19 protein-coding genes are annotated in these 24732 nt (G+C 70.6%); 4 read left to right on the top strand and 15 right to left on the bottom strand.

The annotated features are described in order from the left end of the window. The first annotated feature begins 48 nt into the window (after positions 1–48). Positions 49–1533 (top strand): MocR-like pyridoxine biosynthesis transcription factor PdxR, encoded by a 1485-nt coding sequence (pdxR, locus tag BLQ73_RS17255; protein ID WP_245691150.1) that lies wholly within the window; start codon positions 49–51, stop codon positions 1531–1533. Here the strand turns inward: pdxR and BLQ73_RS17250 are convergent. Both BLQ73_RS17250 and BLQ73_RS17245 read right to left on the bottom strand, forming a co-directional pair. Then, positions 1508–2683, bottom strand: a complete 1176-nt coding sequence (locus BLQ73_RS17250) for a DegT/DnrJ/EryC1/StrS family aminotransferase (RefSeq protein WP_218125900.1) — start codon at positions 2681–2683, stop codon at positions 1508–1510. The two genes, pdxR and BLQ73_RS17250, sit on opposite strands and share 26 nt — an antisense overlap. Then, entirely contained in the window at positions 2680–3762 is a 1083-nt protein-coding gene (locus tag BLQ73_RS17245; RefSeq protein WP_176955512.1) for a GNAT family N-acetyltransferase, read from the bottom strand. The genes BLQ73_RS17250 and BLQ73_RS17245 overlap by 4 nt, the downstream gene beginning before the upstream one ends. 376 nt (positions 3763–4138) lie before the next feature. Here BLQ73_RS17245 and BLQ73_RS17240 point away from each other — a divergent pair, with 376 nt between their 5' ends. After that, positions 4139–5509 carry a GH39 family glycosyl hydrolase gene (locus BLQ73_RS17240; RefSeq protein WP_245691149.1) on the top strand — a complete coding sequence of 457 codons (1371 nt, stop codon included), beginning with the start codon at positions 4139–4141 and terminating at the stop codon, positions 5507–5509. 49 nt (positions 5510–5558) lie between these two features. Here BLQ73_RS17240 and BLQ73_RS32485 read toward each other — a convergent pair whose 3' ends face one another. From BLQ73_RS32485 to BLQ73_RS17195, 9 genes are all read right to left on the bottom strand, one after another. Further along, on the bottom strand, positions 5559–8375 hold the full coding sequence (locus tag BLQ73_RS32485) for a hypothetical protein (RefSeq protein WP_176955511.1): 2817 nt from the start codon (positions 8373–8375) through the stop codon (positions 5559–5561). A gap of 17 nt (positions 8376–8392) precedes the next feature. Next, complete coding sequence (locus BLQ73_RS17230) at positions 8393–9754, bottom strand: lipopolysaccharide biosynthesis protein (RefSeq protein WP_093171489.1); 1362 nt, start codon at positions 9752–9754, stop codon at positions 8393–8395. Between the two features lie 37 nt (positions 9755–9791). Then, positions 9792–10586, bottom strand: coding sequence for a polysaccharide deacetylase family protein (locus BLQ73_RS17225; protein ID WP_093171488.1), 795 nt, complete (start codon positions 10584–10586; stop codon positions 9792–9794). Next, on the bottom strand, positions 10583–11530 hold the full coding sequence (locus tag BLQ73_RS17220) for a glycosyltransferase family 2 protein (RefSeq protein WP_093171487.1): 948 nt from the start codon (positions 11528–11530) through the stop codon (positions 10583–10585). The genes BLQ73_RS17225 and BLQ73_RS17220 overlap by 4 nt, the downstream gene beginning before the upstream one ends. Beyond that, a complete protein-coding gene (locus BLQ73_RS17215) occupies positions 11527–12360 on the bottom strand; it encodes a glycosyltransferase family 2 protein (protein WP_093171486.1) in 834 nt (277 codons plus the stop codon). The genes BLQ73_RS17220 and BLQ73_RS17215 overlap by 4 nt, the downstream gene beginning before the upstream one ends. 133 nt (positions 12361–12493) lie before the next feature. Further along, positions 12494–13336 (bottom strand): GNAT family N-acetyltransferase, encoded by an 843-nt coding sequence (locus tag BLQ73_RS17210; RefSeq protein ID WP_176955510.1) that lies wholly within the window; start codon positions 13334–13336, stop codon positions 12494–12496. After that, entirely contained in the window at positions 13333–13704 is a 372-nt protein-coding gene (locus BLQ73_RS17205; protein WP_093171485.1) for a hypothetical protein, read from the bottom strand. Before BLQ73_RS17205 ends, BLQ73_RS17210 begins: the two co-directional genes overlap by 4 nt. Before the next feature lie 365 nt (positions 13705–14069). After that, positions 14070–15839: a substrate-binding domain-containing protein gene (locus tag BLQ73_RS17200; protein ID WP_245691148.1), complete on the bottom strand. Its 1770-nt coding sequence runs from the start codon at positions 15837–15839 to the stop codon at positions 14070–14072. A gap of 630 nt (positions 15840–16469) precedes the next feature. Continuing rightward, entirely contained in the window at positions 16470–17105 is a 636-nt protein-coding gene (locus BLQ73_RS17195; protein WP_245691147.1) for a cation efflux transmembrane domain-containing protein, read from the bottom strand. Positions 17106–17334: 229 nt separating this feature from the next. Here BLQ73_RS17195 and BLQ73_RS17190 point away from each other — a divergent pair, with 229 nt between their 5' ends. After that, positions 17335–18147, top strand: a complete 813-nt coding sequence (locus BLQ73_RS17190) for a TrmH family RNA methyltransferase (protein WP_093171483.1) — start codon at positions 17335–17337, stop codon at positions 18145–18147. 3 nt (positions 18148–18150) lie between these two features. Here BLQ73_RS17190 and BLQ73_RS17185 read toward each other — a convergent pair whose 3' ends face one another. Together BLQ73_RS17185 and BLQ73_RS17180 are read right to left on the bottom strand one after the other, a co-directional pair. Beyond that, positions 18151–19086: a D-alanyl-D-alanine carboxypeptidase family protein gene (locus tag BLQ73_RS17185; RefSeq protein WP_093171482.1), complete on the bottom strand. Its 936-nt coding sequence runs from the start codon at positions 19084–19086 to the stop codon at positions 18151–18153. A gap of 89 nt (positions 19087–19175) precedes the next feature. Beyond that, on the bottom strand, positions 19176–19715 hold the full coding sequence (locus BLQ73_RS17180) for a DedA family protein (RefSeq protein WP_093171481.1): 540 nt from the start codon (positions 19713–19715) through the stop codon (positions 19176–19178). 221 nt (positions 19716–19936) lie between these two features. On the opposite strand from BLQ73_RS17180, the gene BLQ73_RS17175 reads away from it, so the two are divergent. After that, positions 19937–20137 (top strand): hypothetical protein, encoded by a 201-nt coding sequence (locus tag BLQ73_RS17175; protein ID WP_093171480.1) that lies wholly within the window; start codon positions 19937–19939, stop codon positions 20135–20137. On the opposite strand, the gene BLQ73_RS17170 is transcribed toward BLQ73_RS17175, so the two are convergent. Both BLQ73_RS17170 and BLQ73_RS17165 read right to left on the bottom strand, forming a co-directional pair. Further along, a complete protein-coding gene (locus BLQ73_RS17170; protein ID WP_245691146.1) occupies positions 20128–23529 on the bottom strand; it encodes an ATP-binding protein in 3402 nt (1133 codons plus the stop codon). The two genes, BLQ73_RS17175 and BLQ73_RS17170, sit on opposite strands and share 10 nt — an antisense overlap. Positions 23530–23601: 72 nt before the next feature. After that, positions 23602–24729 (bottom strand): lysylphosphatidylglycerol synthase domain-containing protein, encoded by a 1128-nt coding sequence (locus BLQ73_RS17165; RefSeq protein WP_093171478.1) that lies wholly within the window; start codon positions 24727–24729, stop codon positions 23602–23604. Positions 24730–24732 lie beyond the last annotated feature (3 nt).

The raw sequence follows: 24732 nt of genomic DNA, 5'->3' as shown, positions 1-24732 counted from the left end.
GTGGACACGTTAAGTACGGCCACTATCGGTTGGTTTGAGGAGACCACTGTGCCGTCTTCGCCGCGCCGCCACATCGACCTCCCGGTCACGCTCGACCGCGACGCGCCCGCGCCGCTGGCGACCCAGCTCGGCGACACGCTGCGTACGGCGATGCGCGACGGCACCCTCAAGCACGGCGAGCGGCTCCCGTCCAGCCGGGGGCTGGCCAGGCAGCTCGGCGTCAGCCGTACGGTGGTCACCGAGGCGTTCCAGCAGCTCTACGCCGAGGGGTGGCTGGAGGGGCGCCACGGCTCGGGCACCTACGTCGCCGGGTTAGGCGACGTGCCGCCCGCCGGTCCGGCGCCGAACGGCGACGCCGCCCCGGCCCCCGCGCCGGGCAGGCCGCCGCTGATCGAGCTGCGGCCGGGCCACCCCTGGGTCCACGACTACGACGACGCGGCCTGGCGCCGCGCCTGGCGGCGGGCCGCGGACCTGCCCCCCGCCGACGACCCCGACCCGTACGGCCTTCCGCGCCTGCGCGAGGCCCTGGCCGTCCACCTGCGCCGGGCCAGAGGCATGCCCGTCGAACCCGCCGACGTGCTCGTCACCCGCGGCGCGGGAAACGGCCTCGACCTCGTGGCGGCCACGCTGCTGCGCCCCGGCGACCTCGCCGGTGTGGAGGACCCGGGCTACCGGGTGGCGCGCAACGTGTTCGCCGCGCGGGGAGCGCGGGTCGTGCCGTGCCCCGTCGACGACGACGGTGTGATCGTGGAGCGGCTGCCGGACGACCTGCGCGTGCTGTACACCACCCCGGCCCACCAGTACCCGCTCGGCGGACGGCTCCCCATCCCGCGCAGGGAGAGGCTGCTCGCCTGGGCCCGCCGCACCGGCGCGACGATCATCGAGGACGACTACGACGCCGAGTTCCGCTACGACGTGGCGCCGCTGCCCGCGCTGTACGGCCTGGACCCGGCGCGGGTGGTGCTGCTCGGCACCCTGTCCAAGTCGCTCACGCCCGACGTCGGCGTCGGCTGGCTCGTCGCCGAGCCGGAACTGCTGGCGGCCGTCGCCAGGACCAGGGACGACCTGGCCGACCGCACCTGCGGCCCGGCCCAGGCCGCGGTCGCCACCCTGCTCGAACGCGGCGACCTGGAACGGCACCTGCGACGCATGCGGCTGGAATACGCCCGCAGGCGGGCGGCCGTGGTCGACGCCCTCCGCGGTGTCACCCCGCTGCGCGGGGACACCGCGGGGCTGCACGTCGTGGTCGAACTGCCCGGCCCCGCCGTACCCCGCATCGTGGCGGCGGCGGAGGAGCGCGGGGTCGCCCTCGACACGCTCGCGCGGTTCCACCAGGGGGTCGCGCGCGTCCACGGGCTCGTCATCGGGTACGGCTCGGCGTCGCCGGCCGACCTGCGGCGGGCGATGGAGGTCGTCGCCGAGCTGATCGCCGCAGAGACGGACGCCGCGGAGACGGACGCCGCGGAGACGGGCGGCGGCACGGCCGCGGGGGTGGCCGTTCGGTCGGCTACGGCGGAGGGGTCGTCGGCGTGAGCCCTTCGAGCACCGGCATCGCGCGGTGGGCGTAGACCGGGTCGATGGGAAGCGCGTGAGCCCCCCACCACCTGGCCCGCTGAGGCGAGGGGGACGGCTCGGCGAAACCGGGCGCGTAGTCGTCGTAGGGCGGGTCGTACAGGAATCCGATCGGCACGCCGCGCCCCTCCAACTCGGCGATGGCCCGGTCGCGGTCCTCCACCAGCAGCGGCACCCGGAACAGCGGCTGGTCGAGGTGGGCGCGCACACCCTTGGCCACACTCGGCAGCGTGGCCAGCAGGCGCACACCGGCCAGCCGCGCTTCGCGCTGCCGGGGTAGCGCGGCGACCTTCCGCCCCTGGTACCACCGGGCGATGGCGCCGCGCCGCGCCTGGAAGTCGTGCAGGTCGGCCTGGATCCACGAGGCGAACGGCCGCAGCGCCGGCGCCTGCGGGAGCGCGGCCCGCAACTCGTCCGCGCGCAGGGCGATGCGGTAGCCCTCCCGCTTCTCCTCCATGCCCAGCAGGCGGGACAGCCACAGCGCGGGGCGGACCAGGTTGAGCTTGACAGCCGCGTGGCGCGCCATCGAGGTGACGACGCTCAGCAGCTCGCGCCCGCCCGACCCGGGCATGAGGAGCCGGTCGCGCTCGGCGGCGAGGGCCTTGGCGTCGGCGGCGTCGGCCACGGCGAGCACGCCGCCCGAGCCCGCCGCGGCGTGCTTGGACAGGCTGTAGACGCCCGCGGCTCCGAAGGTGCCGAGCGGTCGGCCGTCGACGGTGGTCTCGATCGCGTGCGCGACGTCCTCGATGAGGATCTTGCCGGTGAACGCCCGCATGTCGTCGGGCAGGCCGTACAGGTTGGTGGTGAGCACGGCGTCGACCGCGCCGATGTTGGCGCGGGAGGTGTCGATGTTCCCCGTCGCGGGCGACAACGGGGCGATCACCGGCCGCAGACCGGCGGCGATGACGAGGAAGAGGATCTCATCGGCGGAGATCGGCGACATCAGCACCCGCTGCCCCGGGGTGCACCAATGCCGCAGCGCGAGGTACAGGCCGAGGCGGTTGGAGGGCAGGTAGACGCAGTGGCGGCCGGTGCGGTCGGCGATGAGCGCCTCAGGGGTGCGTCCGCGCCCCTCGTCCCCCGGCGCGGCCGTCAGGTGGCCCGCGCTCACGGCTTCAGAGCCGTACGCATGCGACCGAACGTCTTGAGGACGTGGTCGGCGGCCTTGAACAGCGCCGGGTTGGCCAGGACGGTGCCCCGCGCGGTGCGGATGGGGACGCGCAGGATCCAGTGGACGCCGGCGCCCGCTCCGGCGCGGGCTAGGCGGCCCTCCGACACCGTGTATTCGCCGGTCTTCAGCTTGTCCTTGTATTCCTTCTCACCCCGGCCCAGGTCGATCACGCCGATGCCGGCCTCGGCGGCGCGCTCGGCCATCGCCAGATGGTGCATGAGCCCGGGGGAGTACTTCGCGAACGCGGTGTCGTAGGCGGGGAACCACCCGACCAGCGTGGTGGCCGTGCGCAGTCCGAAGTGCCCGGCCAGCGGCTTCCCGTCGACGTAGAGCATGTCCAGCACGCCCCCGAAGTCCGGGGTGTCGATATGGAGCAGGCGCTGCACGAGCTCGACGATCCACGGCTGGGCGAACCGGTCGGTGCGCCCGGTGCGGCGGTACTGGTCGGTCTTCCAGCCGAGCAGCGCGGACATCGGCTCGGCGTCGACCGTGCCGTAGTCGTGGTGCAGCGGTCCGAAGTCCCGCTCGATCTTGCGTCCCTTGGCGAGCGTCGTCTTGTAGGTCTTGGAGGACGTGGATTTGATGGTGGCGACGTAGGCGTCGAAGCCCGCGCTCAGATCCATGATCGGCGAGGGGTGGACGTCGCCCTTGCCGTCCTCCAGCGGCTGGCCGCCGACCAGGTGGTCGAACTCGTAGACCGACAGGCGGCAGGCCCGGAGCAGTCGGAGCGGGTCGAACTCCAGGTCCTTGACATACACCATGCCCTGCGCGTCGGTCAGCCCGGCCGCGACCGGTTTGCCGATGCCGAACGGGTGGCGCTCGAAGGGGAAGAACCCGGTGATCTGCCCACCGTCCTCCAGGACCGCCACGCGGACGTGGCCACGGAGCGTTCCAACCGTGACGGTGAACTCGGGCGACAGGAACGGATTGTCGAACGCGGGGTTGGCGGCCTGGAGTGCCCTCCATCGGGCCACCTCGGGCTCTCCGAGGTCGCGGGGGTGAACCACTGAGACGCGCATGGGCTCCTACCGTCGAGTGGAAGCTGAGCTGCCTCGTTGCCTTCTGTCGTGCGTCGCGCTCTTCCCGCCTCGCGCAGCAGGTCACCGGCCGGTGGCCGCACCCGTGTATGTCCGTGCGCCTCAAGGAGGAACGCTCGCTCTGGGTCAATGGAGGCCGGTCAAGGGCCCTCACCGTCAGAATGGCGTCGAGTGTGTCATGCCATCGTAAGGGATCTCCTCTGCTATTACGGTGTGTCGTGCCCGAAATCAGCCGTTTGGCCGGGCCGCAGCAAGTCGGCTTACCTCCACCACAACGGTTCCTCGGTACGGTGTGGACAATGCCCGACACATCACGTGCCCGGCACCATTGCGGTGAAAATGCGACTCGGAGGACCAGGTGATCCCGACCCCAGGACGTCATGCACGCGGACGGCCGAGCTGGCCTGTCGCCCTCGGAGTGGCGGCGGTCGCCCTGGGATTGGTCGTCGCCATCATGATGTACGCGGGAAGACCGACGGAGTCGCGGGGCGTCGCCATGAACATCGCACCCACCCAGCCGGCACCCAGCCTCCCCCCGCCGCCCGTCACCGACGGATGGCCGCGCTGGGGGGTCACCCACACGCAGTTCAGCGCGGCCGAGGAGGGGCATCAGGCCGAGACCGCCGCGCGGTACCTGCTCAGCCGGGTCCCGATGCTCCAGAACCAGCACATCATGGGGTGGGGCGCCGACAACCCCGAACCCGCTCCCGGCAAGTACGACTTCGGCACCCTCGACCGGCGGCTCACGTTCATGGCCTCGGCCCAGGGGCAGCCCGTCATCACGCTGTGCTGCGCCCCCGACTGGATGAAGGGCGGGGTCGAGGGCCGCACCGACTGGGACAGGAACACCGTGGCCCCGCACGAGGAGTTCTTCGACGACTACGCGCGTCTGGCCGTCGCCGTGGCCGAGCGCTACCCGACGGTCAAGCACTTCATGGTGTGGAACGAGTTCAAAGGCTTCTGGAACAACGCGACCAACAGTTGGGATGCCGCGGCCTACACCCGGCTCTACAACACTGTCTACGACGCGCTCAAGGCCGTCGACAAGGACATCAAGGTCGGTGGCCCCTACATCCCGATCGACAGCAACGAGAGCGGGGAGTCCGAGCTCAAGGGCGAGTGGGGCGCGGTCGACCAGCGCACCCTCGACGCCATCGAATACTGGATCGAGAACAAGCGCGGAGCCGACTTCATCGTCGTCGACGGGCATTCGGCCACCAAGGACACGGCGGCGATCATCCCCGACGAGTTCTCCGCGCTGAAGAAGTTCAGCGCCGTCACGACGTGGCTGCGTGAGAAGAGCGGCGACCTGCCCGTGTGGTGGGCCGAATGGTACGTCGCCCCCGAGTCCGCCGACTGGACCGAGCAGCACCGTACGGCGGTGCAGGCGGTGGCGATGATGGAGTTCGCCACCAGCGGCGTCACCACCGCGCTCTACTGGGACCCGCAGCAGCCGGAGGGGGCCGAATGCCCCGGCTGCCTGTGGCGTCCCGGCGAGGGCGGCGAACTGCCCATGGCGGGGCTCCTCAGCGGCTTCACCCGGTGGTTCCACGGCGGCATCGCGCTGGAGGAGGTCACCTCCTCCGACCCCCGCGTCCGGGTGCTCGCCCAGGCCGAGCAGATGGTCGTCGTGAACACGGCGTCCACGCCGGTCACGGCCACGGTGGACGGCACGTCCATCCGGCTCTCGCCGTACGAGATCAAGTGGGAGGACCGCGGAGCGGGCTGAGCCCCCGGGGACGCCCGGGAGGGCGGGGCCGCCCCGCCCTCCCGGGCCGTCAATGCCCGTCGAAGCCGAGCGAGATGAACCGCTCGAGGATGACGGCGACCGCGATCGCGAACGACACGAGCCCGACGCGCAGCGCCCACGCCCGGCCCTTGCCGGGGCGCTTGCGGGCGCGCATGCGGAGCACCTCGTGGAGGAACAGCGAGGCGGCCGTGGTGCCGAGCGCCAGGAGGCCGAGCGGCGTCCACGGCGTCGACGGCGAGTCACCGAAATCGAAGACCGCCGGCGGCTCGGGCTGCGCGCCCCTGGGGTAGGAGCTCAGCGTGTAGACCGCCGCGTCGCCGTTGGCGAAGACCCGCTTGAGCTGCCGTGACTTGTCGAGCGCCGCGCGGTACCGCTTCCCCCAGTCGGGGGCGTAGCCGTGGCTGAGCTCGAGGAACGCGGCCTGGCCGTTGGTGAACACCAGGTAGGTCTGCGGGCCTTCCTGCCGCAGCCGCGTGATCACCGGTTCGATGTTGTTCGGATCGGAGGTGGCCAGCACCTCCAGATACTCGACGGTCTCGATGTCGCGTTCACGCCACGGGATGGTCGGCGTGACCTCCCTGCCGACCTCGGGCACCAGGTAGAGCAGCCGGGCGCTCGGAGTGTTGTGGGCGTAGACGTAGCGCATGGCCGCGACCTCGTCGGTGGTGACGCGCTCGAACTTCTCGTTGCCGTAGCGCGCCACCAGGAAGGCCATGGACAGCACCAGCGCCGTGCACACCGCGAGGACCAGGGACAGCCTGCGGGTCAGCTCGGGGTTGAGCAGCGGCCTGGTGTACCGCTTGCGCAGCGGCACCGTCTCGCCCCCGGAGTCCGGCGTGCCGGCCGGCAGGTTGGGGAAGAACGCGTAGGCCGCGAGGATGCAGACACCCGGCAGGGCGAACAGGTAGATGCGCAGGCCGATCTCGCCGCCGTAGCTCTGCAGCGCGAGCGCCAGGACCGGGATGCAGAGCATCACGACCGCGGCCCGGTCCGTCACCCCGCGCCGGATCCGCCGGAGCAGGCCGGCCGCGGCCAGCATGAGGATCACGCCGAGAATGCCGAGCCGTACCTGGAGCACCAGCGTGTTGCGCGCGTCGCGGCCCACCAGCCGGTCGCCGGTGTTGTCCTGGAGGTTTTCGAAGATGCGGCCGAGCCCGCCGAAGATCCGGTCCAGGTTGCCCGCCCAGAAGGGCATGGCCTGATAGCTGATCCAGGCCAGCACGATCAGGCCGAGGAGCAGCGGCAGGGCGTACGACAGGGTCGTGCGCCGGACCACGAGCAGGCCGACCAGCGCCCCGAGCATCATGAACGGAGTGATCTGGTGGGACGCCGTGGTCGCGGCGAACAGGCCGACCAGCACCGACAGCATGATCACCTTGTCGCCCAGCGAGGGGCTCGACTGCGGGATCTCGCCGGGGGTGAGCCGGTTCAGCCAGGCCAGCGCGGCGCGGACGCGTCCCTTGCCGGGAGGCCCGGCGCTCTCGTCGCTGGCCCGTCCGAACCACCGGAGCAGGACCGCGACGAACGCGAGGTACAGGAAGAACGTGAAGCCCTGCGGGGAGAAGTAGTCCTGCCCGATCCACTGGGTGAGGACGAAGAGCATCGCCGCGAACCACCGGGCCCGCGTCGTCGCCACCAGCAACCGCAGGATCATGACGAACGGCAGCAGGTAGAGCAGGTTCGACAGCAGCGGTGTCCACTGCAGGATCGGCGCCAGGTCGGTGACGCCCGCCGCCCGCGTGATGAAGGCGAACAGGGCGAAGAACCCCGGCCAGGCGAACCGCGCGTCCAGCCCGGGGAGCGCGTCGCCGGTTCTGGCGATGTATTCGACGAAGCCCGCATGGGTCCACGCGGTGTGGAAGCGGGGTTCGTCGTGGACGAGTGCCGAAGCACCGTGCAGCGCGAACACGACCGAGGCGAGCTGGAAGAGCAGCAGGCCCTTGCGGTCGATGTTGGCCGCCAGGGTCACGAAGAACGCCGCGATCAGCACGATGACCGCGGCGAACGCGGTGACCGGGAGGGCGGAGATGAGGCCGAGGCCGTCGATGTCGGACTGGGACACGCCGGCCAGCGGCCCGGGGGAGGCGCGCAGGGCCAGGATGTACATCACCAGGCCCTCGACGGTGAGCACCGGCGGCACCCAGCGCGGGGCGCTGCGCAGCAGCCTGTCCACGAGGCGGGGCCTGCCCGCCTGAGTCTTGGCCGACTGCGCGGGACGTGAGGAGGGCTCCGGGGCGCGCTGCGGGGTGTCGGTGACCGGGGTGAAGGTCTCCGAGGGGACCTCCAGGTCGGGCGCGGTCGTCTCCGGCGCGGTCGCCCCGGACGCCGCGGAACCGCGCTCCGCCCGGTCGAGGCCGGGCGGGTGCGGGCCGGGCGGTTGCAGGCCTGGCGGGTGCAGGTCGGGTGGGTGCAGGTCGGGTGGTTGCAGGTCGGGCGCGGTCGGCTCGAAAGCGGCCGGATCGAGCCCGGCGGGTTCGGCCGGCTCGGCGGATGTGGTGGGTTCGGCGCCGCCGGGCTTCGGGCCGGTCGGATGGGGCCCGGCCGGATGGGGCCCGGTCGCGGGACCGGGGGAGATCTTGGGGAACACGACGGTGTCCTTGGCGCTGTCGGCGACGGCGCCGCCGGACCTGGAACTCGCGGAGGGGGCCGGGGCGGTGCCGTGACGTACGGCACGGCCACCGGTGTCCTGCGGTCGGTCGCCCTTCGGGCTCTCCGCCGTGTCCTCCGCCTGTGCGGGCGAGGTCATCTTGGTCTCGTCAACTTCGGGAGGCTGGGTTGTCTTGGGGTCGACCTGGGAGGACTCGCTGGCCTCCATTGCCGTCTCATCGTCTTCCCGTTGCCTCACACAAACCATCATGCTGCCTAGCGCGGCTGCGTCGGGACGGTCTGGTGAGGCGTTTGAGGAATTTTGAGAAGATTGCGAAGTCCTTTGAAGGTCAGAAGCGCGACCAGCGACTGGCTGAACAGCAAGCCGTAGCCGACCGCATCGATCCCGGCGGCCGGGACCAGGAGCAGGGACGAGGTGAGCACGAGCGCGGCCAGACCTCCCTGCACCAGCATCAACTGGCGGGCCTGGCTGCGCGCCCGGAGACCGCTCAGATAGATCTCGATCAGCACCCTCGGCACCACCGCCAAGGCCATCAACCGCAGCAGTGTGGAGCCCTGCTCGGCGAAGACGGGGCCGAACACGCCGAGGATCAGCGGCGCGGCCACGATGGTGATGAGAATCACCGGGATGATGATGATAAGGGCTCTTCGTAGTGCGTTGCGAGCGTTCGTGGCGAGCTGAGACCGGTCGAACGCGCCCTCCACCGTGAGCGAGGTCGCCATGTTCATCACCAGCAGCTCGATGAGCGCGCCCAGCGTATGCGCCATGGAGAAGTAGCCGAACGTGGCCTCGTCCACCTGGGCCGCGACCAGCACCGGGACCAGGTAGACGATAGCCAGCATGGAGAGCGTGCCCGGGTAGTCACCGGCCAGAAAGCGGCCGATCTCCCGCATCCGCGGCGGCTCGCCGGCCTCGGCGCCGCTCTTCCGGGCGTGCCTCGGCAGCAGGAAGCCGAAGATCAGGATGCTGGTGGGGATGAGCGCGATCGCGGTCGGCACGACCCACGACACGAAGATGCCCTCCCCGGGCAGCGCTCCCGCCAGCAGGACCAGCAGCACCATCTTGACCAGCCCGAAGCCCAGGCTGCTCAGCGGCACCCAGGTGGCCTTGCGCAGCCCCGCCAGCGTCACGTCCTGCAATGTGAAGATCGACCACACCAGCACCGACGCGAGGAAGAACAGGCCGGGGCCGAGGCCCGCGAGCGGCGCGTACGTGTCGCCCCAGAGCGGCAGCGTGAGCAGAAAGCCGAGCGCCGCGGTGACCCCGGTGGCCCCCGTGATGAGGTAGGCCCGCCGGATCAACATGGGGGCTGTACGCCCGGCGACGGGGATGAACCTCGCCAGCGCTCCCACAAAGCCCAGGGCCACCAGCGTCGCGAACAACCGCATCGCGCTGATCATCGCCTGTCCGGAGCCGAAGTCGGCGGCGGAGTACATCCGCGCGGCGATCAGCCAGTAGCCCATCCCCAGTACCGCAGTGATCGCGGTGTTGGCCATGAGCGCGTAGCCGTTCCGGAACAGCGGGTTGCGCAGGTCGCTCAGGACCTTCTCCCGCAACACCGAGAAGCGGCCGGACGCATGCTTGGCGTCCGGCCGTTCCTTCGTGGCCGTGGTCATGCGGTGCCGCCCTCCCCCCGACGACCTCCTGACCCGCTCAGACCTGGCCACGGGCTTTGCGCCAGCCGTACCGCGTGCGGCGCACCATGGCGTAGGTCTTGGTCAGCGCGCGTTCCTTGAGGTAGAGGAGTGGTACGGCCTCGCCCTCGACGGCACGCGCGAACTTGCCCATCGTGGTGTTCGCCGCCACGGTCAGCCGCGGCAGCGCGAACCGGTCGTGCTCGGACGGGGTGAGCGCGTTGGCCACCGCGCACGCCGTGCTGTATCCCGTGAGCTCCACTTCACGGCGCACCCGGGCGCTCGAATAGCCGTACGGATAGGCCATCGTGTCCACCGCACGGCCGGTCTCGTCCTCCAGCAGCGCCTTGTTGGTGCGCAGCTCGCGGGCGAGCTCGGCCTGCGGAAGCTGGTCGAGCTGCGGATGGCTGTGGCTGTGGCCGCCGATCTCGACACCGGCGGCGACCGCCTCGCGCACCTGGCTCCACGTCAGCATCGTGTCGAGCGGCCGGCCCGCGGCGTGCGGGCCGGCGTCGGCGAGCCATCCGCTGGTCACGAACACCGTGGCCGGGATGCCGAACTTGTCGAGCACGGGCAGGGCATCGGAGTGGAAGTCGGCGTAGCCGTCGTCGAAGGTGACGACGATGGGCTTGGCGGGCAGCGTGCCGTTCCGGAACGCCGCGGTGAGCCCCCCGAGCGACAGCGGGTCGAAGCCCCGGTCGCGCAGGAGGCTCATCTGGTCGGCGAACAGCGAGGTCCGCACCGCCAGCGGGCGGGTCTCCGGGTTCGGACGCTCGGTGACCGAGTGATACATGAGGATCGGCACGCGGATCATGATCGCACCATAACCATCCGCAGGCGTGCGCGTCCCACTATGTAGCCCCAGACGGTCCAGAGCGTGCCCACCGCGATGGCCCCGGCGCGGCCGAGGCCCCCCGTGTCGCCGCGCAGCGCCTCCCCGACACCACGCAGCATCCCGAGGGGGAGCGCCTTGAGGACGTGCGCCCGCTCCGAGGCGAGCCCGTCGCCCGATCCCACGCTCTGCGTCACCATCGCCTTGGACAGCCCTTCGGCGTAGCAGCGCGACCGGAAGTAGGCGAACGTGGCCCGAGCGGCCGGCACCTTGTGCCCGATCACCGCCTTCGGTTCGAACATCATCACCGAGCCCGGCCTGCGCTGGGCCAGCCGGATGCAGAACTCGGTCTCCTCGCACCCGAGGGGACGGCTCTTGCGCCCCTGGACGCTCCGCCCGATCCCCGATCGGAACCCGCCGACGGTGCTGACGGGCTCCTTGAGAAACGCCGCGTTGCCGCCCATGACATTGCGGATCGGCGCGCGGACCGTCGGCATGCCGCGATAGGAGCAGCCGACCGTCCAGTCGAACTCGTAGGGAAACCAGCGGGGCCGCACACCGTCCGCCCACAGCGGGCGGGTCAGCCCGCCCACCCCGACCACGGCCGGATCCAGGAGGTTCTCCTCCAGTGCCTCCAGCCATCCGGGGTCGGCGACCGCGTCGTCGTCGAGGAACGCGACGACGTCCCCCACGGCCGTCGCCACGCCCGTGTTCTTGCCTCCGGAGAGCCCTTTCTCATGGGTGTTCTCCACCACGATCGCATCCGGGTATTCCCGCTTGAGCCGCAAGTGCAGGTCGGGGTTGTAGTCCACGACCAGGATCAGCTCACGGGGCGTACGGCGCTGCGACCTGACCGATTCGACGGCCGCGCGAATGTCCTCCCAGCGTTCCTCGGTGTAGACGCAGATGACGACCGACGTTCTCATGCCGCGCCCTGGCCGGCCCGGCGGGCCGCCTTCGCTTCGGGGACGACGAGGGTCGGACGGCGGCGCCGCTCCTTGAAGATCGTCTTGAGCACGCGGATGCCGTCCCGGACCGCGTGCAGGTTGCTCTCGCCGTGGATGCGGTTGCGCTCGTGGCTCGCGACCTCGTGAACGCGGAGTCCGGCCTTGGCGGCGCGGATGTTCATCAGCGTCTCCACCTCGAACCCGTCGCAGTCGAGGTCGAGGGCCGGCAGGTGGCGCGCCCAGAAGGCGTTGTAGCCGTAGCACAGGTCGGTGTACTTCGTGCCGTACATCCAGTTCACCAGCGTGGTGAAGAACTTATTGCCCATCCGGCGGTTGAACGTGATGTCGTCACTGCCGCCGCCCGACGCGTAGCGCGAGCCCTTGACGAAGTCCGCACCCGTCACCAGTGCGCCGATGAAATTGATGATCTCGCGCCCGTCGGTCGAGCCGTCGGCGTCGATCATCACGATGATGTCGCCGGTGCAGGCCGCGAATCCGGCCGCGAGCGCGTTGCCCTTGCCCTTGCCGCGCTGCGTCACGATGCGGACGTTGGGCCGCAGCCGCCTGGCGACGGCCACCGTGTCGTCCTTGGAGTTGCCGTCCACGAGCACGATCTCGTCGATCCAATGCGGCAGGGTGGCGAACACGTGGGGGAGGTTCTCCGCCTCGTTCATGGCGGGCACGACGACGCTGACCGTCGGGGTCACCGCGATGTACGGCGTGAGCGGCGTGAACCTTTCCGCTGGGGGTATCGACCGGATCGCGGCGAGTTGGGCCTTGCTGTTGAACTTCGTGATGTCGGGACTCATCTGGGGGACGTCCTTCCGGAACCTGGGAGCTGATATACGGGCCCGGACCCTCTTCCGGCCCGACCGACCGGAAGGATGAGGCATAGCTGGAGGGGGCGCTTGTGGGTCCTGGGGTGAAACGGTGTCTGGCGTGTTAAAGCGGTCCTCGTTCGCGATGTTCCTGTGCGGTGGCCCTGGCAGGGGCCGTGGCCGTGAACGTGGCTCCGGCGAGATCAGGTAGGTGAGGGCCTGACCGGCCGCCGGTCCGCGAGGGCGAGGAAGGAAACTCCGCCCGACTGGACGGTTTTTCAGGGGTTTCTGTGGGAGAGGGCAACCGCCCCGAGGTGCGGAGACGGCCGAAGCCCTTGAAGAGACGGTCGGCGGCCCGGCAGAGAGCCGGGCGGCCGGTGACCACGTTCCGGGCCCGCGCGAGCGGAGCCCGGCCGGGGAAATGGACCGCTGCGGCCGACGACGGGCGTGTGATGCGCCCGACGGCGACCTCAAGGTCCCCGTTCTTGTAATGCGAAGTCTTGTGGTTCTTGGCGGAGCCGGCGCGCACCTGCTCGACATAGGGCTTGAACCCCGCGGCGAGGTCCATGATCGGGGCCGGATGCGCGCTGGACTCGTAGGGCGCGAACATCGAACGGCCGGCGATCAGGTGATCGATGTCGAACACGCTCACCCGGCAGGCCCGCATCAGGGCGAGCGGGGAGAGGGGCAGGGCGGGGTCGGAGATCATCCCATGGCAGGTGGTCAGGAAGCCCCCCAGTGGCTTACCGATGCCGAACCCGTGCCGTTCGAAAGGGAGGAAGCCCGCGGTCTTCCTTCCGTCTTCGATCACCGCGACGTTTACATATGCGAGGAGTTCGCCCATAGCCTGGGCGAACTCAATGGAGAGGAAGGGATTGTCCGGGGCGGGAGTGGACTTGTGAAGCTCTCGCCGACGAGCGGCCTCTGTCTGGCCGAGATCGCCCGGACGGACGGCGGTGACCTTCACGTCGCCCTCGCCCTCTGGTCCGCGCGCACCACAGAAGCCCCCCGATACAGCACACGCAACACGTACATGAAGCCACCGAGCACCGCGATCGTCGCCACACCCGCGCGCGGAGACCACGCATCGAAGAGCAACATCGCCTCTGCCAGAAGAACATTCAGGACAAGACTCGCGGCGACGCCTACGGCGAGGGACGCGACCGGGTCACGATCGCGCAACAGTCCAGCGACCCCCACGGCCGGGACGGCGACCATGAAGAGCGGAGTCAGGATCACACGCAGCGGCGTCTCGATGTTGAACAGGGCGATGAGGGCCCCCAAGATGCACGCGAGAGCGAGCGTCCATCTCAACACCCGCGTGTTCTTAGGCATGTTCTGGCTCCTGGCTGGGCAAACATCATCGTTGATCGCGCTTTTATGGGACCAACCCCACTTGAGGCACGTCAATGCCGACGTTTGGTACAGGCTCGTGGTTTACCTGATCCCAAAGCGCACCTGATCTGTTATCAAAGATACAGTGACGTGTCACATGTCCCAGACGTCCCCTTGTGACCAAAGGTCACAGAGCTGCAACGGTGCTTTTGGGCTGCTTTGCGCGGACTCTCCAATCCCTCGGTGGTATAGCGGTTTTCCGTCATATGCGGATCGTGGGGCATGGTATGGATCAGTGATGAAGATCTCACGGAAAGGTGCTCCGGCGGCCTTTCCGGACCATGATCGCGGACTCGCCCGCGGGGTCACCCATCGCAGTTGGGAGCGCAGAGGCGCCGCTCCATCGCCTTCAGGAAGGCCCCCCGCACGTCGCGGATGTCCTTCACGATGAACGCCTCGCCGCCCGTGGCCTTCGCGAGCGCGTTCATCTGCCGCTTGCCCTGGGCGGCGTCGGGGCCGAAGGCGATGAGCAGGATGTTGACCGGGCGGTCAGGGTCGAACCCGCGTTCGAGCCTCTGCAGGATCTCCGTGTTGGACAGGCCGCCCCCCGGGTCGTCGTTGCCCGCGCCGTCCGTCAGGACGAGGATCGTGTTGATCTTGTCGGGCTGGTATCCCGCCTTCATGCGGGCGTAGGCCGCGGCCAGGGTGTCGTTCAGGCCGGTGTCGCCCATCGGCTTGGCCTCGATCGCGCGAAGCCGGCGGGCGAGCAGATCCTTGCGCGGCACGCCGTTGACCGGCTCCGCCAGCGCGCCCACCGAAACCAGCTCCCGGTAGTCGCGTCCGGCGCCGTTGAGGTCGGTGGAGAACTCCCACACCCCGATCTCCGTGTCCGCGGAGAACAGCCGCATGCCCTCGGTGGTGATCTCGGTGATGACGCCTATCCGATCGGAACCCGTGCCTTCCACCGGGAGCGCCATGGTTCCCGATATGTCGAGCAAGGTGAGCATGCGGCTGCCGAGGTTCAGTCGCGACCACGACTGCGTCAATCGGGCGACCTCGTCCGCCTCCGGAGTGGGAAGCGATTTCGGCGGGTCCGCGGGGAATCCGTCATCGGGCTTCAGGGAGGCGCCCGACCGGCCGTCCGGTGTGCGGAATCCTTGATCGCGCACGATCCGTTTCGCCGCCTCGCTGGAGAACTCCCGGTGGAATTCCCGGGCGGCCTCGACCACCGCCCGATCATCGGAAATGGCTATAAGCGGATAGTCCAGGCTTAGTATGCCTTCCGAGGGATAAAGCGGCGCAACTTTATTCCCGGCTGTCTTGTTGTAGGCCCAAATACTCTGCTCCGACGCCACTCCCAGAGGCACCCGCCGAGCCTTCACCGCCACGGTCGACAGCATCGACGCGGGACTGCGCACCGTCGACGACGCCAACCGCTTCAACGCTCCGATCAGCCGCTGATCGGTCACCCCCGACCCGCCCGCGGACGCCGACGCCGCCATCAGGGCGCCGAGACCCGCGGAGTTCAGGTGCGGATCGAGTGCCAGCGCCCGGACCTTGCGCCCCGCCCCCGCCGGATCGGTCACGTCGGCCGCGCGGATCAGCCCGCTCCAACTCGGCTCGCCCATGGCCTTCCGCAGAGCCGGTACGGCGGAGCGCGCCGCCACCATCACGATCGGCGAAGCGGCGATCGACCCGACCGGTGTCGCTTTCGGAACCTTCTGCGAGCCTCCTGAGAGTCGGCTGAGCTGGAGGCTCGAATCGGGAATCCAGACCCGTGGCGCCGCCTTGCCCGACCGCAGCGCGGAGAGCACCGCCGCGGTGCTCTGCTGCTTGACCGTCACCGTGACGCAGCGGTCCTCCACGACCCGGCCCGTCCGGTTGAACATCGCCGCGACCTTGGTCACCGCCGGCTGGACGTCGGGGGAGGCGCTCACCGTCAGGTCGAGGCGATCGTCGCCCGTGCAGGTGCGGTCGCGCGTGAAGATCACATAAGCCGCGACCCCGGCGAGCACGGCGAGCGCGACGGCCCCGGCCAGGGGCACGAGCACCCTGCCGGGTCCGACGGTGCGGCGCGACCTCGCCTCGTAGGGGCGCCCCCCGTCATCGACGCCGTCGATCCGGTGCCGTCCCACTGCCAGTCCTCCTGCGTCTCATCGGCCACCCCGGGTGCGCGGCCGGGGCTTCACACTTCCCGGTCCACCCTCGCCGATCCGGCCGCCTCCTTGGTCCGAGGATGTTCCGGCGTTGTCTGGGATGTCCAGTCTGGGATGTTCGGTGCGAAACGATACTGACAGTTTCCCGAGTGGTGGGTCACATCCGCTCGCGCGGCGATTACGGTACGCGTAGGTAACTTATCGGCATGTGCGACATCGCGATACATCTTGACTCGCATGGCGGGAGCGGTATCGTGAGCTAAATCGCGATATGTCGTGAAGCGTCCGGGTGGGGCAGAGGGAAGTGCGAATGTCGCTCGTGATGGAGGTGCGGGGGGAAGTCCGGGGGGACGCCCGTCGCGCGGTGGGTGAGCCGAGAGGGGCTCCGGGGGACCTGGTGGTGATCGACCTCGCCGCGCACCAGTTCGCGCACCAGTCGGACGTGCGCGAGGTGCTACGGGAGCTCGACTGCGTGCGCGAGGTCGCGGTGGCGGGGCGCGCGTGCCGGGTGTGGACGGAGGCCGGGACGGCCTCGACCCTGGTCGAGGCACTGCTGCTGCGGCGGCTGCCGCTCATGGTGATCAGCGTGCGTGCCGTCGGCCGGTGGGGTCAGTGGTGGCACACGTGCCCGTGCCACGCCCGGACTCCCTCGCGGACGGCGACGACGGCGAGCACGATCGCGACGGTCGGGTCGACCCACCACCAGCCGATCGCGTTGAACCCCAGCCCCGCCAGCACCCCCGCCGCGAGTAATGCGCAGAGGAGATTCTGCGTGCCCTCGCCCGCCGTGGCCGCCGAGCCGAGCCTCGCGCCGAGCCGCCGCTTGGCCAGGCCCAGGAGCGGCATGCTGATCAAGCTGATCGTCGTCACGGCCGTGCCCAGCAGCGTCGGCTCGGCGCGGTGGCCCGCCGACAGGTCATGCGCCACGTGCAGCACCAGATAGGGCGCGAGCAGCCAGAAACTCACCGCGACCGCCCGCTGGGCCTTGCGCTCGGCGTCGTGGGAGAAGATGCGGCTGCCGGTGAAGCGCCAGACCACGATCAGGCTGGCCAGCGCCTCGACCATTGAGGTGAGACCCCACCCGATCAGCGCCACCGAGTGGGCCTGAAAGCCCGCGAGGAGCCCGCAGAGGCTTTCGGCTCCCAGCCACGCCAGCGTGATCAGCGAGAGCGTGCGCGCACGGCGTGCGTCCCGCAGCCACGCAGGAGACACAGCCTGCTGGACTTGTGTGAGTTGGCCAGGCACCGCGGATCACCACCCCGATCGACGACAGCGCGACGTAGTTTAGCCACTACTCAGTGTCACATCGACATCGCCGAACCTTGACCCGCACTCGCCGAAACACCTCTTGCGAGAACGCGAGAAGGCGGCGAGTGCCTTTCGTGCCGAGCCGCATGGCCGCGGTGATCCATCGTGATCATCGCCCACGCCACGCTCCGGCGAGTCATCCGTCCCAGGGTGGCAGTATCGGAAAGTGGCTGAAATCCTCGATGTGACCTCCCCGGACGATCCCCGCCTGGACGACTACACGCGGCTGCGCGACGTCGAGCTGCGCAAGAGCCTCGAAGCCGAGCGCGGGCTGTTCCTGGCCGAGGGGGAGAAGGTGATCCGGCGGGCCGTCGCCGCGGGCTACCCGGTGCGCTCGGTCCTCACCACCCGGCGGTGGCTGGCCGCGCTGGCCGACGTGCTGGATCCGCTGGAGGCGCCCGTCTACGTGGTCTCCGAGGAGGTCGTCGAGGGAGTGGCGGGCTTCCAGGTCCACCGCGGAGCCCTCGCGTCCCTCGGCCGCGTGGAGCTCCCGCCGACCGCCGCGCTGCTCGCCCGCGCCCGGCGGGTGCTGGTCCTTGAGGACCTGGTCGACCACGGCAACGTGGGGGCGATCTTCCGGTGCGCCGCCGCCCTCGGGGTGGACGCCGTGCTGCTGTCCCCCCGGTGCGCCGACCCGCTGTACCGGCGGTCGGTGAAGGTGTCCATGGGCGCGGTGTTCGCCGTGCCGTACGCGCGGATGACCGAGTGGTACGACGGCCTGGCCGAGCTGCGCGCGGCGGGTTTCCGGACGCTGGCGCTCACCCCCGACCAGTCGGCGGCGCCCATGGACAAGGTCGACCTGGCCGACCGGGCGGCGCTGCTGCTCGGCTCCGAGGGCGACGGCCTGTCGTCCCGCTGGCTGCACGAGGCGGATCAGGCCGTGTGCATCCCCATGAGCGCCGAGGCGATGGATCTCGGTGTCGACTCGCTCAACGTGGTGGCCGCCGCCGCCATCGCCTGCTATGCGCTGGTGCGCTGACGGTCAGCGGTTCTCCGCCCAGTCGATGAGCCTGGTGGCGGTGCGGAAGCGGCGTTCGGCGCCCGTGTCTCCGAGGACGACGCCGATGTAGCGGTTGCCGTCCCGCTGGACGGCGAAGGCCACGCACCACCCGGCGGGCACGTGGTAGCCGGTCTTGAGGCCGTAGGCGCCGGGGAGGGTGCTCAGCAGCTTGTTGGTGTTGACCAGGACCCGCCGTTCGGTGTGGGCGGTCTTGCGGACGATGTACCTCTTCGCCGAGCCGATCTTCACAAGCGCGGGCTCGCCCTGGGCGGCCATGGCCAGCTTGGCCTGGTCCCTGGCCGTGGAGTGGCCGCCCCCGGCCGGCGTGGGAAGGCCGTCGGAGTTGACGTAGCGCGTGTCGCGCAGGCCGAGGGCCCGGGCGGCGGTGTTCATCTTGGCGACGAACGCGGCCTCGCCGGGGCCGTACGCGCGGGCCAGGGCCCGGGAGGCGTCGGCTCCCGAGCTCAGCATGAGCCCGTGCAGCAGGTCGCGGACCGTCGGCCGCTCACCCTTGCGGAACCCCGCCCCGGTGGCGTTGTTGGCCTTGGGGTGGCGCACGTCGCCGGACGTGATGCGGACCCTGTCGTCCAGGGCGGCCTCGCCGAGCACGACGTAGGCCGTCATGATCTTGGTCAGGCTCGCGACGGGCTGCCGCCGGTCCGCCGACTTGTCGAAGTGCACGGCCCCGGTCTCGGCGTCGACGAGGATCGCGGACCTGGCGCTCACCGCGGGAGGCACCGCTTCGAGCGTCACCACGGTGCGGGGGGTGGTCTGCGCCTCCGTCACCGAGGTGGCGCCGACACCCGATTCGGGGGGTGAAGCCGCGTGTGCGGGGACGCTCAGCGCCGCACCAGTGAGCCCCGTGGCGATGGTGAGTACGGCACTGCACAGGATCGCTGGGATACGTCCGATATGCATGGGCTAATGGTGGCAGGTCGGCTGCGCCGAGAGAAGAATCTTCGCCCTTAAGAACCGGTGAAACATGGGCGTGGATTCGCCCTCGTGCGTCAGACGCCGGCCAGGGTTTCCTCCTGGTCTCCGGCCCGCCGCCCGCGACGGCGGCGCCGTACCGTGGCGACCACCGCGATCAGGGCGGCGACCAGGGCCGCGACGCTGCCCGCGAGGAGCGGGGAGTCGGCGGCGAGCAGCAGCCAGCCCCACAGGACCGAGTAGAGGCCGAAGAGCGTGACGGGCACCCAGGTGAGGCAGCCGAGCGCGCTGGCCACGACATACCACGGGTAGGAGATCCGCAGCACCCCGGCGACCCAGGGCAGGGTGTGGCGAAGACCGGGCACCCAGAAACACCCGTAGACCGCTAAAGCGCCCCACTTCCGGACGGCGTTCTCCACGACGAGAATGCGCTGCAGGCCGATCTTGTTGCCCAGGCGTGAACTGTAGATCTTGTCGCCGACCTTGTGGCCGACCCAGTAGTACACCTGGAAGGCTCCGAACAGCGCGGCGCCGCCGACCAGGGCCCACAACCACAGCGGCATGCCGAACACCGACGCGGACGTGGGATCGGGGATCACCACGAGGAGTGGCCGCATGGGAGCTCATCACCGCCAACCATCATCTGCACATTAGGCGAGGCTTGCCTTATTTCTTATCATGCGGGTATCGCCTCGGCCTCTCGCGCCCTATCCAATCACCTGTCCTGGTTGGGTTCGTCTGCAAGCGGACGTCAAGCGAAGATCAAGCCGCGGAGAGTAGATCTGGAAAGAGTGAAAGGGGGCAAACCCACATGGATGTGCGGAGCAGGGTGAGACCCATGGTCGCCAGTGGCACGGCGGCCTCGGTCAAGCTCCTGATCGCCACCCTTGCCTTCAGCGGCGCCTACGCCGGGGCCGCGGCGTACGGCAACGCCTCCGGAGCTCCGCCCGCCGACACCGGCCAGAGGGTGTGGACGGTGACCCTGACCTCCCACGAGGCGCCGATCACCCTCGATCACCGCCGAGCCGGTCAGGACTGAGTGGACCCCGGCACGTTGCCGATCGCCCGCCGCGCCGCCTCCACCCAGCGCGGCACCCCGACCCGCTCGGCCACCGCCAGGGCCTTGTCATAGTGCGCCCGGGCACCGTCGGCGCGGTCCAGCCGCAGGGCCAGATCGCCCAGCGTCAACGCCACCGGCCACAGGGCGACCACACCCGTGCCCGCCCCCGCGATGCGGTCGGAGAACGGCGTGAGCGTGTCGTAGGCCTCCCGCATGCGGTCGTGGTCGCCGAGCAGCATCCCCGCCAGGGCACGCCAGATCATCACCAGCTCGTAGAGGAAGTCCGGCCGCACCGGCGCGCGCACCGCCGCGACCGCGGCGGCGTCGCGCAGATGCCCGGCCGAGGCCAGGGCCAGCGCGTAGGCGTCGGGAGTCCACTTCGCGCCCCGCTGGTGCGCCTCGGACAGCGGCTCGACCATGTCGGCTGCCCTGCCGTCCACGAGATGCAGGCAGAAGGTCGTGATCAGCGGAAGGTCTTGGCGGCCTTCGAGCATGCCGGCCCGCGCCGTCTTGCGCGCCGCCTCCCGGTAGGCGAGCGCGGCGCGCGCGTAATCTCCCGCGATCATCAACCGCTGACCCGCGTACCAGGCACCGACCGCCATCGGCGCGGGCAGGCCGTACCTTCTCGCCAGCCGGTCGGCGGCGGCCACGTGCGCGTCGGCGGCGGCGAAGTCGCCCCGCGCCGCCGAGCACTCCAAGAGCACCAGGTGGGCCAGCGCCTGCACCGACACCTGCCCCGACCTCTCGGCCACCTCCAGCAGCTCGCGCCCGATGGCCTCCCGCTCGTCCACGGCCGGTATACCGTACGACTGTCTGAGTCGGCCGCTCAGCGCCACCGCCAGCAGCGCGGGATCGCCGCTGAGCCTGGCGAGCTCCTCCGCCTCCAGCGACGCCTGGTGCCCGCGCCCGCCCGCCGAGCCCTCCAGCTCCAGCGCCAGCGTGGCGAGCAGGCTGGCCCGCAGCGCCTGTTCGTCGGTCGGAAGCTCGACCAGCGCCTTCTCGGTGACGTCGACGATCTCCCAGGCGGTGCGGGTGAAGTCACGGGCCATGCCCTTGTGGGGGACGGCGAGCGAGGCGGCCACCCGCGCGGTCAGCTCCAGGTCGCCGAGGGGGAGCGCGGTGTCCATCGCCTCCCGCCGCCGCATGCGCGCCGCCGCCATGTCGCCGCAGATCGCCAGCGCCTTGATCAGGCGCAGCGTCAGCAGCAGCCGCTCACGGGTGCGCTCGCGCCCCTCGGCGCGGCCGGAACGGTCGAAGGCGGCGATGCTCCGCTCCCACAGCGCCGCCGCCTCCCGGTGCGCGAAACGCCGTTCCGCCTGTTCGGCGGCGAGCACCGCGAAATGCACCGCCTTGGCAGCCGTCTCGGTCGTGCCCGCCGCGTCATAGTGGTGCGCGAGCGCGGCCACGTCGGCGGGCGTGCGCCGTTCGATCGCCGCCGCGACGGCCGCGTGCAGCCGTGAACGGCGCAGCCGCGAGGCGTCGGAGTAGATCGTGTCCCGCACGAGGTCGTGATCGAACCGCAGCAGCCCGGGGCCCGGCTCGGTGACGAGCCCCGCGAGCAGGGCCGCCTCGACCGCCTCCACCACCGCGTCCTCGTCGCCCGCCACGTCGACCAGCACGTCCACGTCGACCTCACGGCCGATCACCGCGGCCTGGAGCAGGATCTGCTGCGCCTGGCTCGGAAGCCGCGCGATGCGCCGCCTCAGGACGTCGCGCACCCCCGACGGGACGCCCGACATGACCTCCTCGGCGCTCGCGTGGGAGCTCGCGGTCTCGGCGTCGAGCAGCCGTACGGTCTCCCGCACGAAGAAGGGGTTGCCGCCGGTGCGTTCGACGATGCCGATCACGGCCTCCTCCCCGACCTCCCGCACGCACGTCGCCCGCACCAGCTCGGCCACCGCCTCAGGAGCGAGCCCGGACAGGCCCACGCGCACCGGTTCGAGCCGGGCGAGCGCGGCGAGCACCTCGGCCTGCCGGTCGTCCAGCTCGCTGTCCCGGCACGTCACGACCAGCAGCACGCGGCTGGTGGCCAGCAGGCTGGGCAGCGCCCGCAGCAGGGCCAGCGTCTGGTCGTCGGCCCAGTGGAGGTCCTCCAGCGTGATCAGCATCCGGGCCTGCCTGGCGATGCCGTTGAGGTATCCGCCGACGGCCCTGTGCAGGCGGAAGCCGCCCGCCACCTGATCGTCGTCGGGGTCGGGTGCGGCGTCGTCGAGCAGCGGGGCCAGAAGCTGCCCGTATTCACCCGGCCCGGTGACCGTGATGAGGCTGCGCAGGATCTCCACCCACCCCCACCCCGGAGGAGTCGCACTGGAGTCCGGGCAGGCGCCCGACGTCGTGATCCACCCCTCGGCGGCCAGCCGTTCGGCCAGCCGGCGCACCAAGGTCGTCTTGCCCTCGCCCGCGTCGCCGCTGACGACCGCGGGCGTGAAGCGCGTCGTACGGTGTGCCGTCGCGATCAGACGCGACAGCTCGGCGTCCCGCCCGACGAACGGCTCCGGCGACAGCGGCGGCGGCTCCACCTGCGGTGCGGCGGGCCGCGGCGGCCATGTGTCGTTCACATGCACGCCGCGTCCGCGCGCCGGTGAGACGGCCAGTTCGAGCCCGGAGTCCTGAGCGAGGATGTCGGACTCCAGCTTGCGCAGCGCGGGCCCGGGATCGATGCCGAGCTCGTCGGCGAGGATCGTGCGCGCCCGCCGCAGCGCGGCGAGCGCGTCGCCCTGCCGCCCGCAGCGGTAGAGCCCGAGCGCCAGCAGGCGCCACCCCTCCTCGCGCAGCGGGTGCTCGGTGGTCAGGGCCTCCAGATCGGGCACGGTCTCGGCGTGCAGCCCGAGCCGGAGCCCGGTGTCGGCGTGCCGCTCCCGCGCCACCAGACGCAGCTCGGTCAGCCTGTTGACCTCGGCCTCCGCCCACGGCTGGTCGGCGAAGTCGGCGTACGGCGTGCCGCGCCACAGGCCGAGCGCCTTCTCCAGCCTCGCCCGCGCCGCCTGCGGGTCATCGGTGTCCAGGTGCTCTCCGGCCGCGCGCACCATCGCCGCGAAGCGCAGCGCGTCCACCTGATCGGGCGCCACCCGCAGGGCGTAGCCCGAGGCGACGGTCACGAGCAGCCGGTTCGGCCCGCCTCTCGGCCGACCGGGCTCCAGCACCCTGCGCAGCCGCGAGATGTAGACCTGCAGGCCCGACTGCGCGCCCTTGGTCGCGTCGTCGGCCCACAGGTCGTAGAGGAGGGAGTCGACGGGGACGACCTGCCCTCGCGCAACGAGCAGCCTGGCGAGCACCGCTCGCTGCCGCAATCCGCCGAGATCGAGCTCGTTGTCGCCCTCACTAGCCCCGACAGGCCCGAGAACCCGGAACGCCACCATGTCAGCCGCCACGCTATGTGGGCCTTCGATCAACGCACAAGGTATTTGTCACTCTCGGGTCGGGGGGTCTTGCTCACGATCGTGTCACGCGTGCGTGCTGGGGTGTCCCGAACCGGTGTCTTCCGTGCTCGCCCGCGTCGCCTGGCCAGGCGACAAATGCCGTCGCTCCAGCCCAGATCTGGCGGCGGAGGTGCCGTTGCGCTTGCGGAGCAGAGCCCACGCGCCCAACGCCAGCCCGCCAAAGGGGATCTCGATAGTGTAGGTCCAGAAGCCGAACAAGAGTGCGGCGGCCGTCGCCCCACCGGGCGGAGCCCCGAAGGCGATCAGCAGGGTGATCGTGCCCGCCTCCATGATGCCGGCGCCGCTCGGAGTGACGACCGCCGCGGTGAGCACCCTCGACAGCGCGAAGACCGCCAGAGACTGGGCGAACCCGGGGTACACGCCGGTCGCCTGGAGGCAGCAGACGAGGATCAGCCACTGGAAGCCCAGAAAGGCGACCATGCCCAGCGACAGGCCGGGCCAGCGCCGCCGTACGACGCCCGCCGTGTCGGCGCGCAGCCGTTCGAGTGCCTCGGACGCCGCGTGCGGCGCACGCCGCCGCCCCGGGAGCAGGCCCGCCACCCCGTCGAGGGCGCGCCCGAGCAGCACCGCCGCCCGGTCGATGTAGAGAGCCACGCCCACGACCGCGACCAGCACCAGGATCGACACGGCGCCCACCCAGCCGGCGCGGGCCACCGTCGGGTTGGGCACTTCGCCCGCGGCGAGCAGGGCGACGATGCCCACCGCCGGGAGGATGAACCTGAACAGGGTGTTCCAGATTCCGCTCACCAGCGTCGACACCACGACCGACCGGACTGTGAAACCCCAGCCCTTGGTCATCGCGATCGTCAGCGCCACTCCGGCGGCCCCGCCGAACGGCAGCAGGTTGCTGACCGCGCTGCCCGCGGCGTTGAGCGTGAGCGCCTGCATGTGGTTCAGACCGGGTAGGGACGAGGTCAGCACGAACGTGTAGGCGAGCAGGCTCGCCAGCCAGACCGCCGCCATCAGCGCGATCATGCCGGGACCGATGGCCGTGAACTCGGCGGCGATCTCGGTCCATGACACGTGCTTGCCCGTGAGCAATCTCACGATCGACGGCAGGAAGACGACGAGGGTGACGGCGAGGGCCAGCGAGGCCGTCGACAGCCCCACCTTGACCCACCGGTTCTTCATCGC

Source organism: Sinosporangium album, from assembly GCF_900100605.1.
Taxonomy (GTDB): domain Bacteria; phylum Actinomycetota; class Actinomycetes; order Streptosporangiales; family Streptosporangiaceae; genus Sinosporangium; species Sinosporangium album.
Note: the sequence above shows the minus strand (reverse complement) of the source record. Positions and strands in the feature narration are given on the sequence as shown.

Coding starts and splice junctions, on each gene's coding strand:
- BLQ73_RS17185 (WP_093171482.1), bottom strand. CDS start 19,086: ATGCATATCGGACGTATCCCAGCGATCCTGTGCAGTGCCGTACTCACC.
- BLQ73_RS17215 (WP_093171486.1), bottom strand. CDS start 12,360: ATGAGTCCCGACATCACGAAGTTCAACAGCAAGGCCCAACTCGCCGCG.
- BLQ73_RS17205 (WP_093171485.1), bottom strand. CDS start 13,704: ATGCCTAAGAACACGCGGGTGTTGAGATGGACGCTCGCTCTCGCGTGC.
- BLQ73_RS17175 (WP_093171480.1), top strand. CDS start 19,937: ATGGTCGCCAGTGGCACGGCGGCCTCGGTCAAGCTCCTGATCGCCACC.
- BLQ73_RS17230 (WP_093171489.1), bottom strand. CDS start 9,754: ATGACCACGGCCACGAAGGAACGGCCGGACGCCAAGCATGCGTCCGGC.
- BLQ73_RS17220 (WP_093171487.1), bottom strand. CDS start 11,530: ATGAGAACGTCGGTCGTCATCTGCGTCTACACCGAGGAACGCTGGGAG.
- BLQ73_RS17245 (WP_176955512.1), bottom strand. CDS start 3,762: ATGCGCGTCTCAGTGGTTCACCCCCGCGACCTCGGAGAGCCCGAGGTG.
- BLQ73_RS17225 (WP_093171488.1), bottom strand. CDS start 10,586: ATGATCCGCGTGCCGATCCTCATGTATCACTCGGTCACCGAGCGTCCG.
- BLQ73_RS17180 (WP_093171481.1), bottom strand. CDS start 19,715: ATGCGGCCACTCCTCGTGGTGATCCCCGATCCCACGTCCGCGTCGGTG.
- BLQ73_RS17165 (WP_093171478.1), bottom strand. CDS start 24,729: ATGAAGAACCGGTGGGTCAAGGTGGGGCTGTCGACGGCCTCGCTGGCC.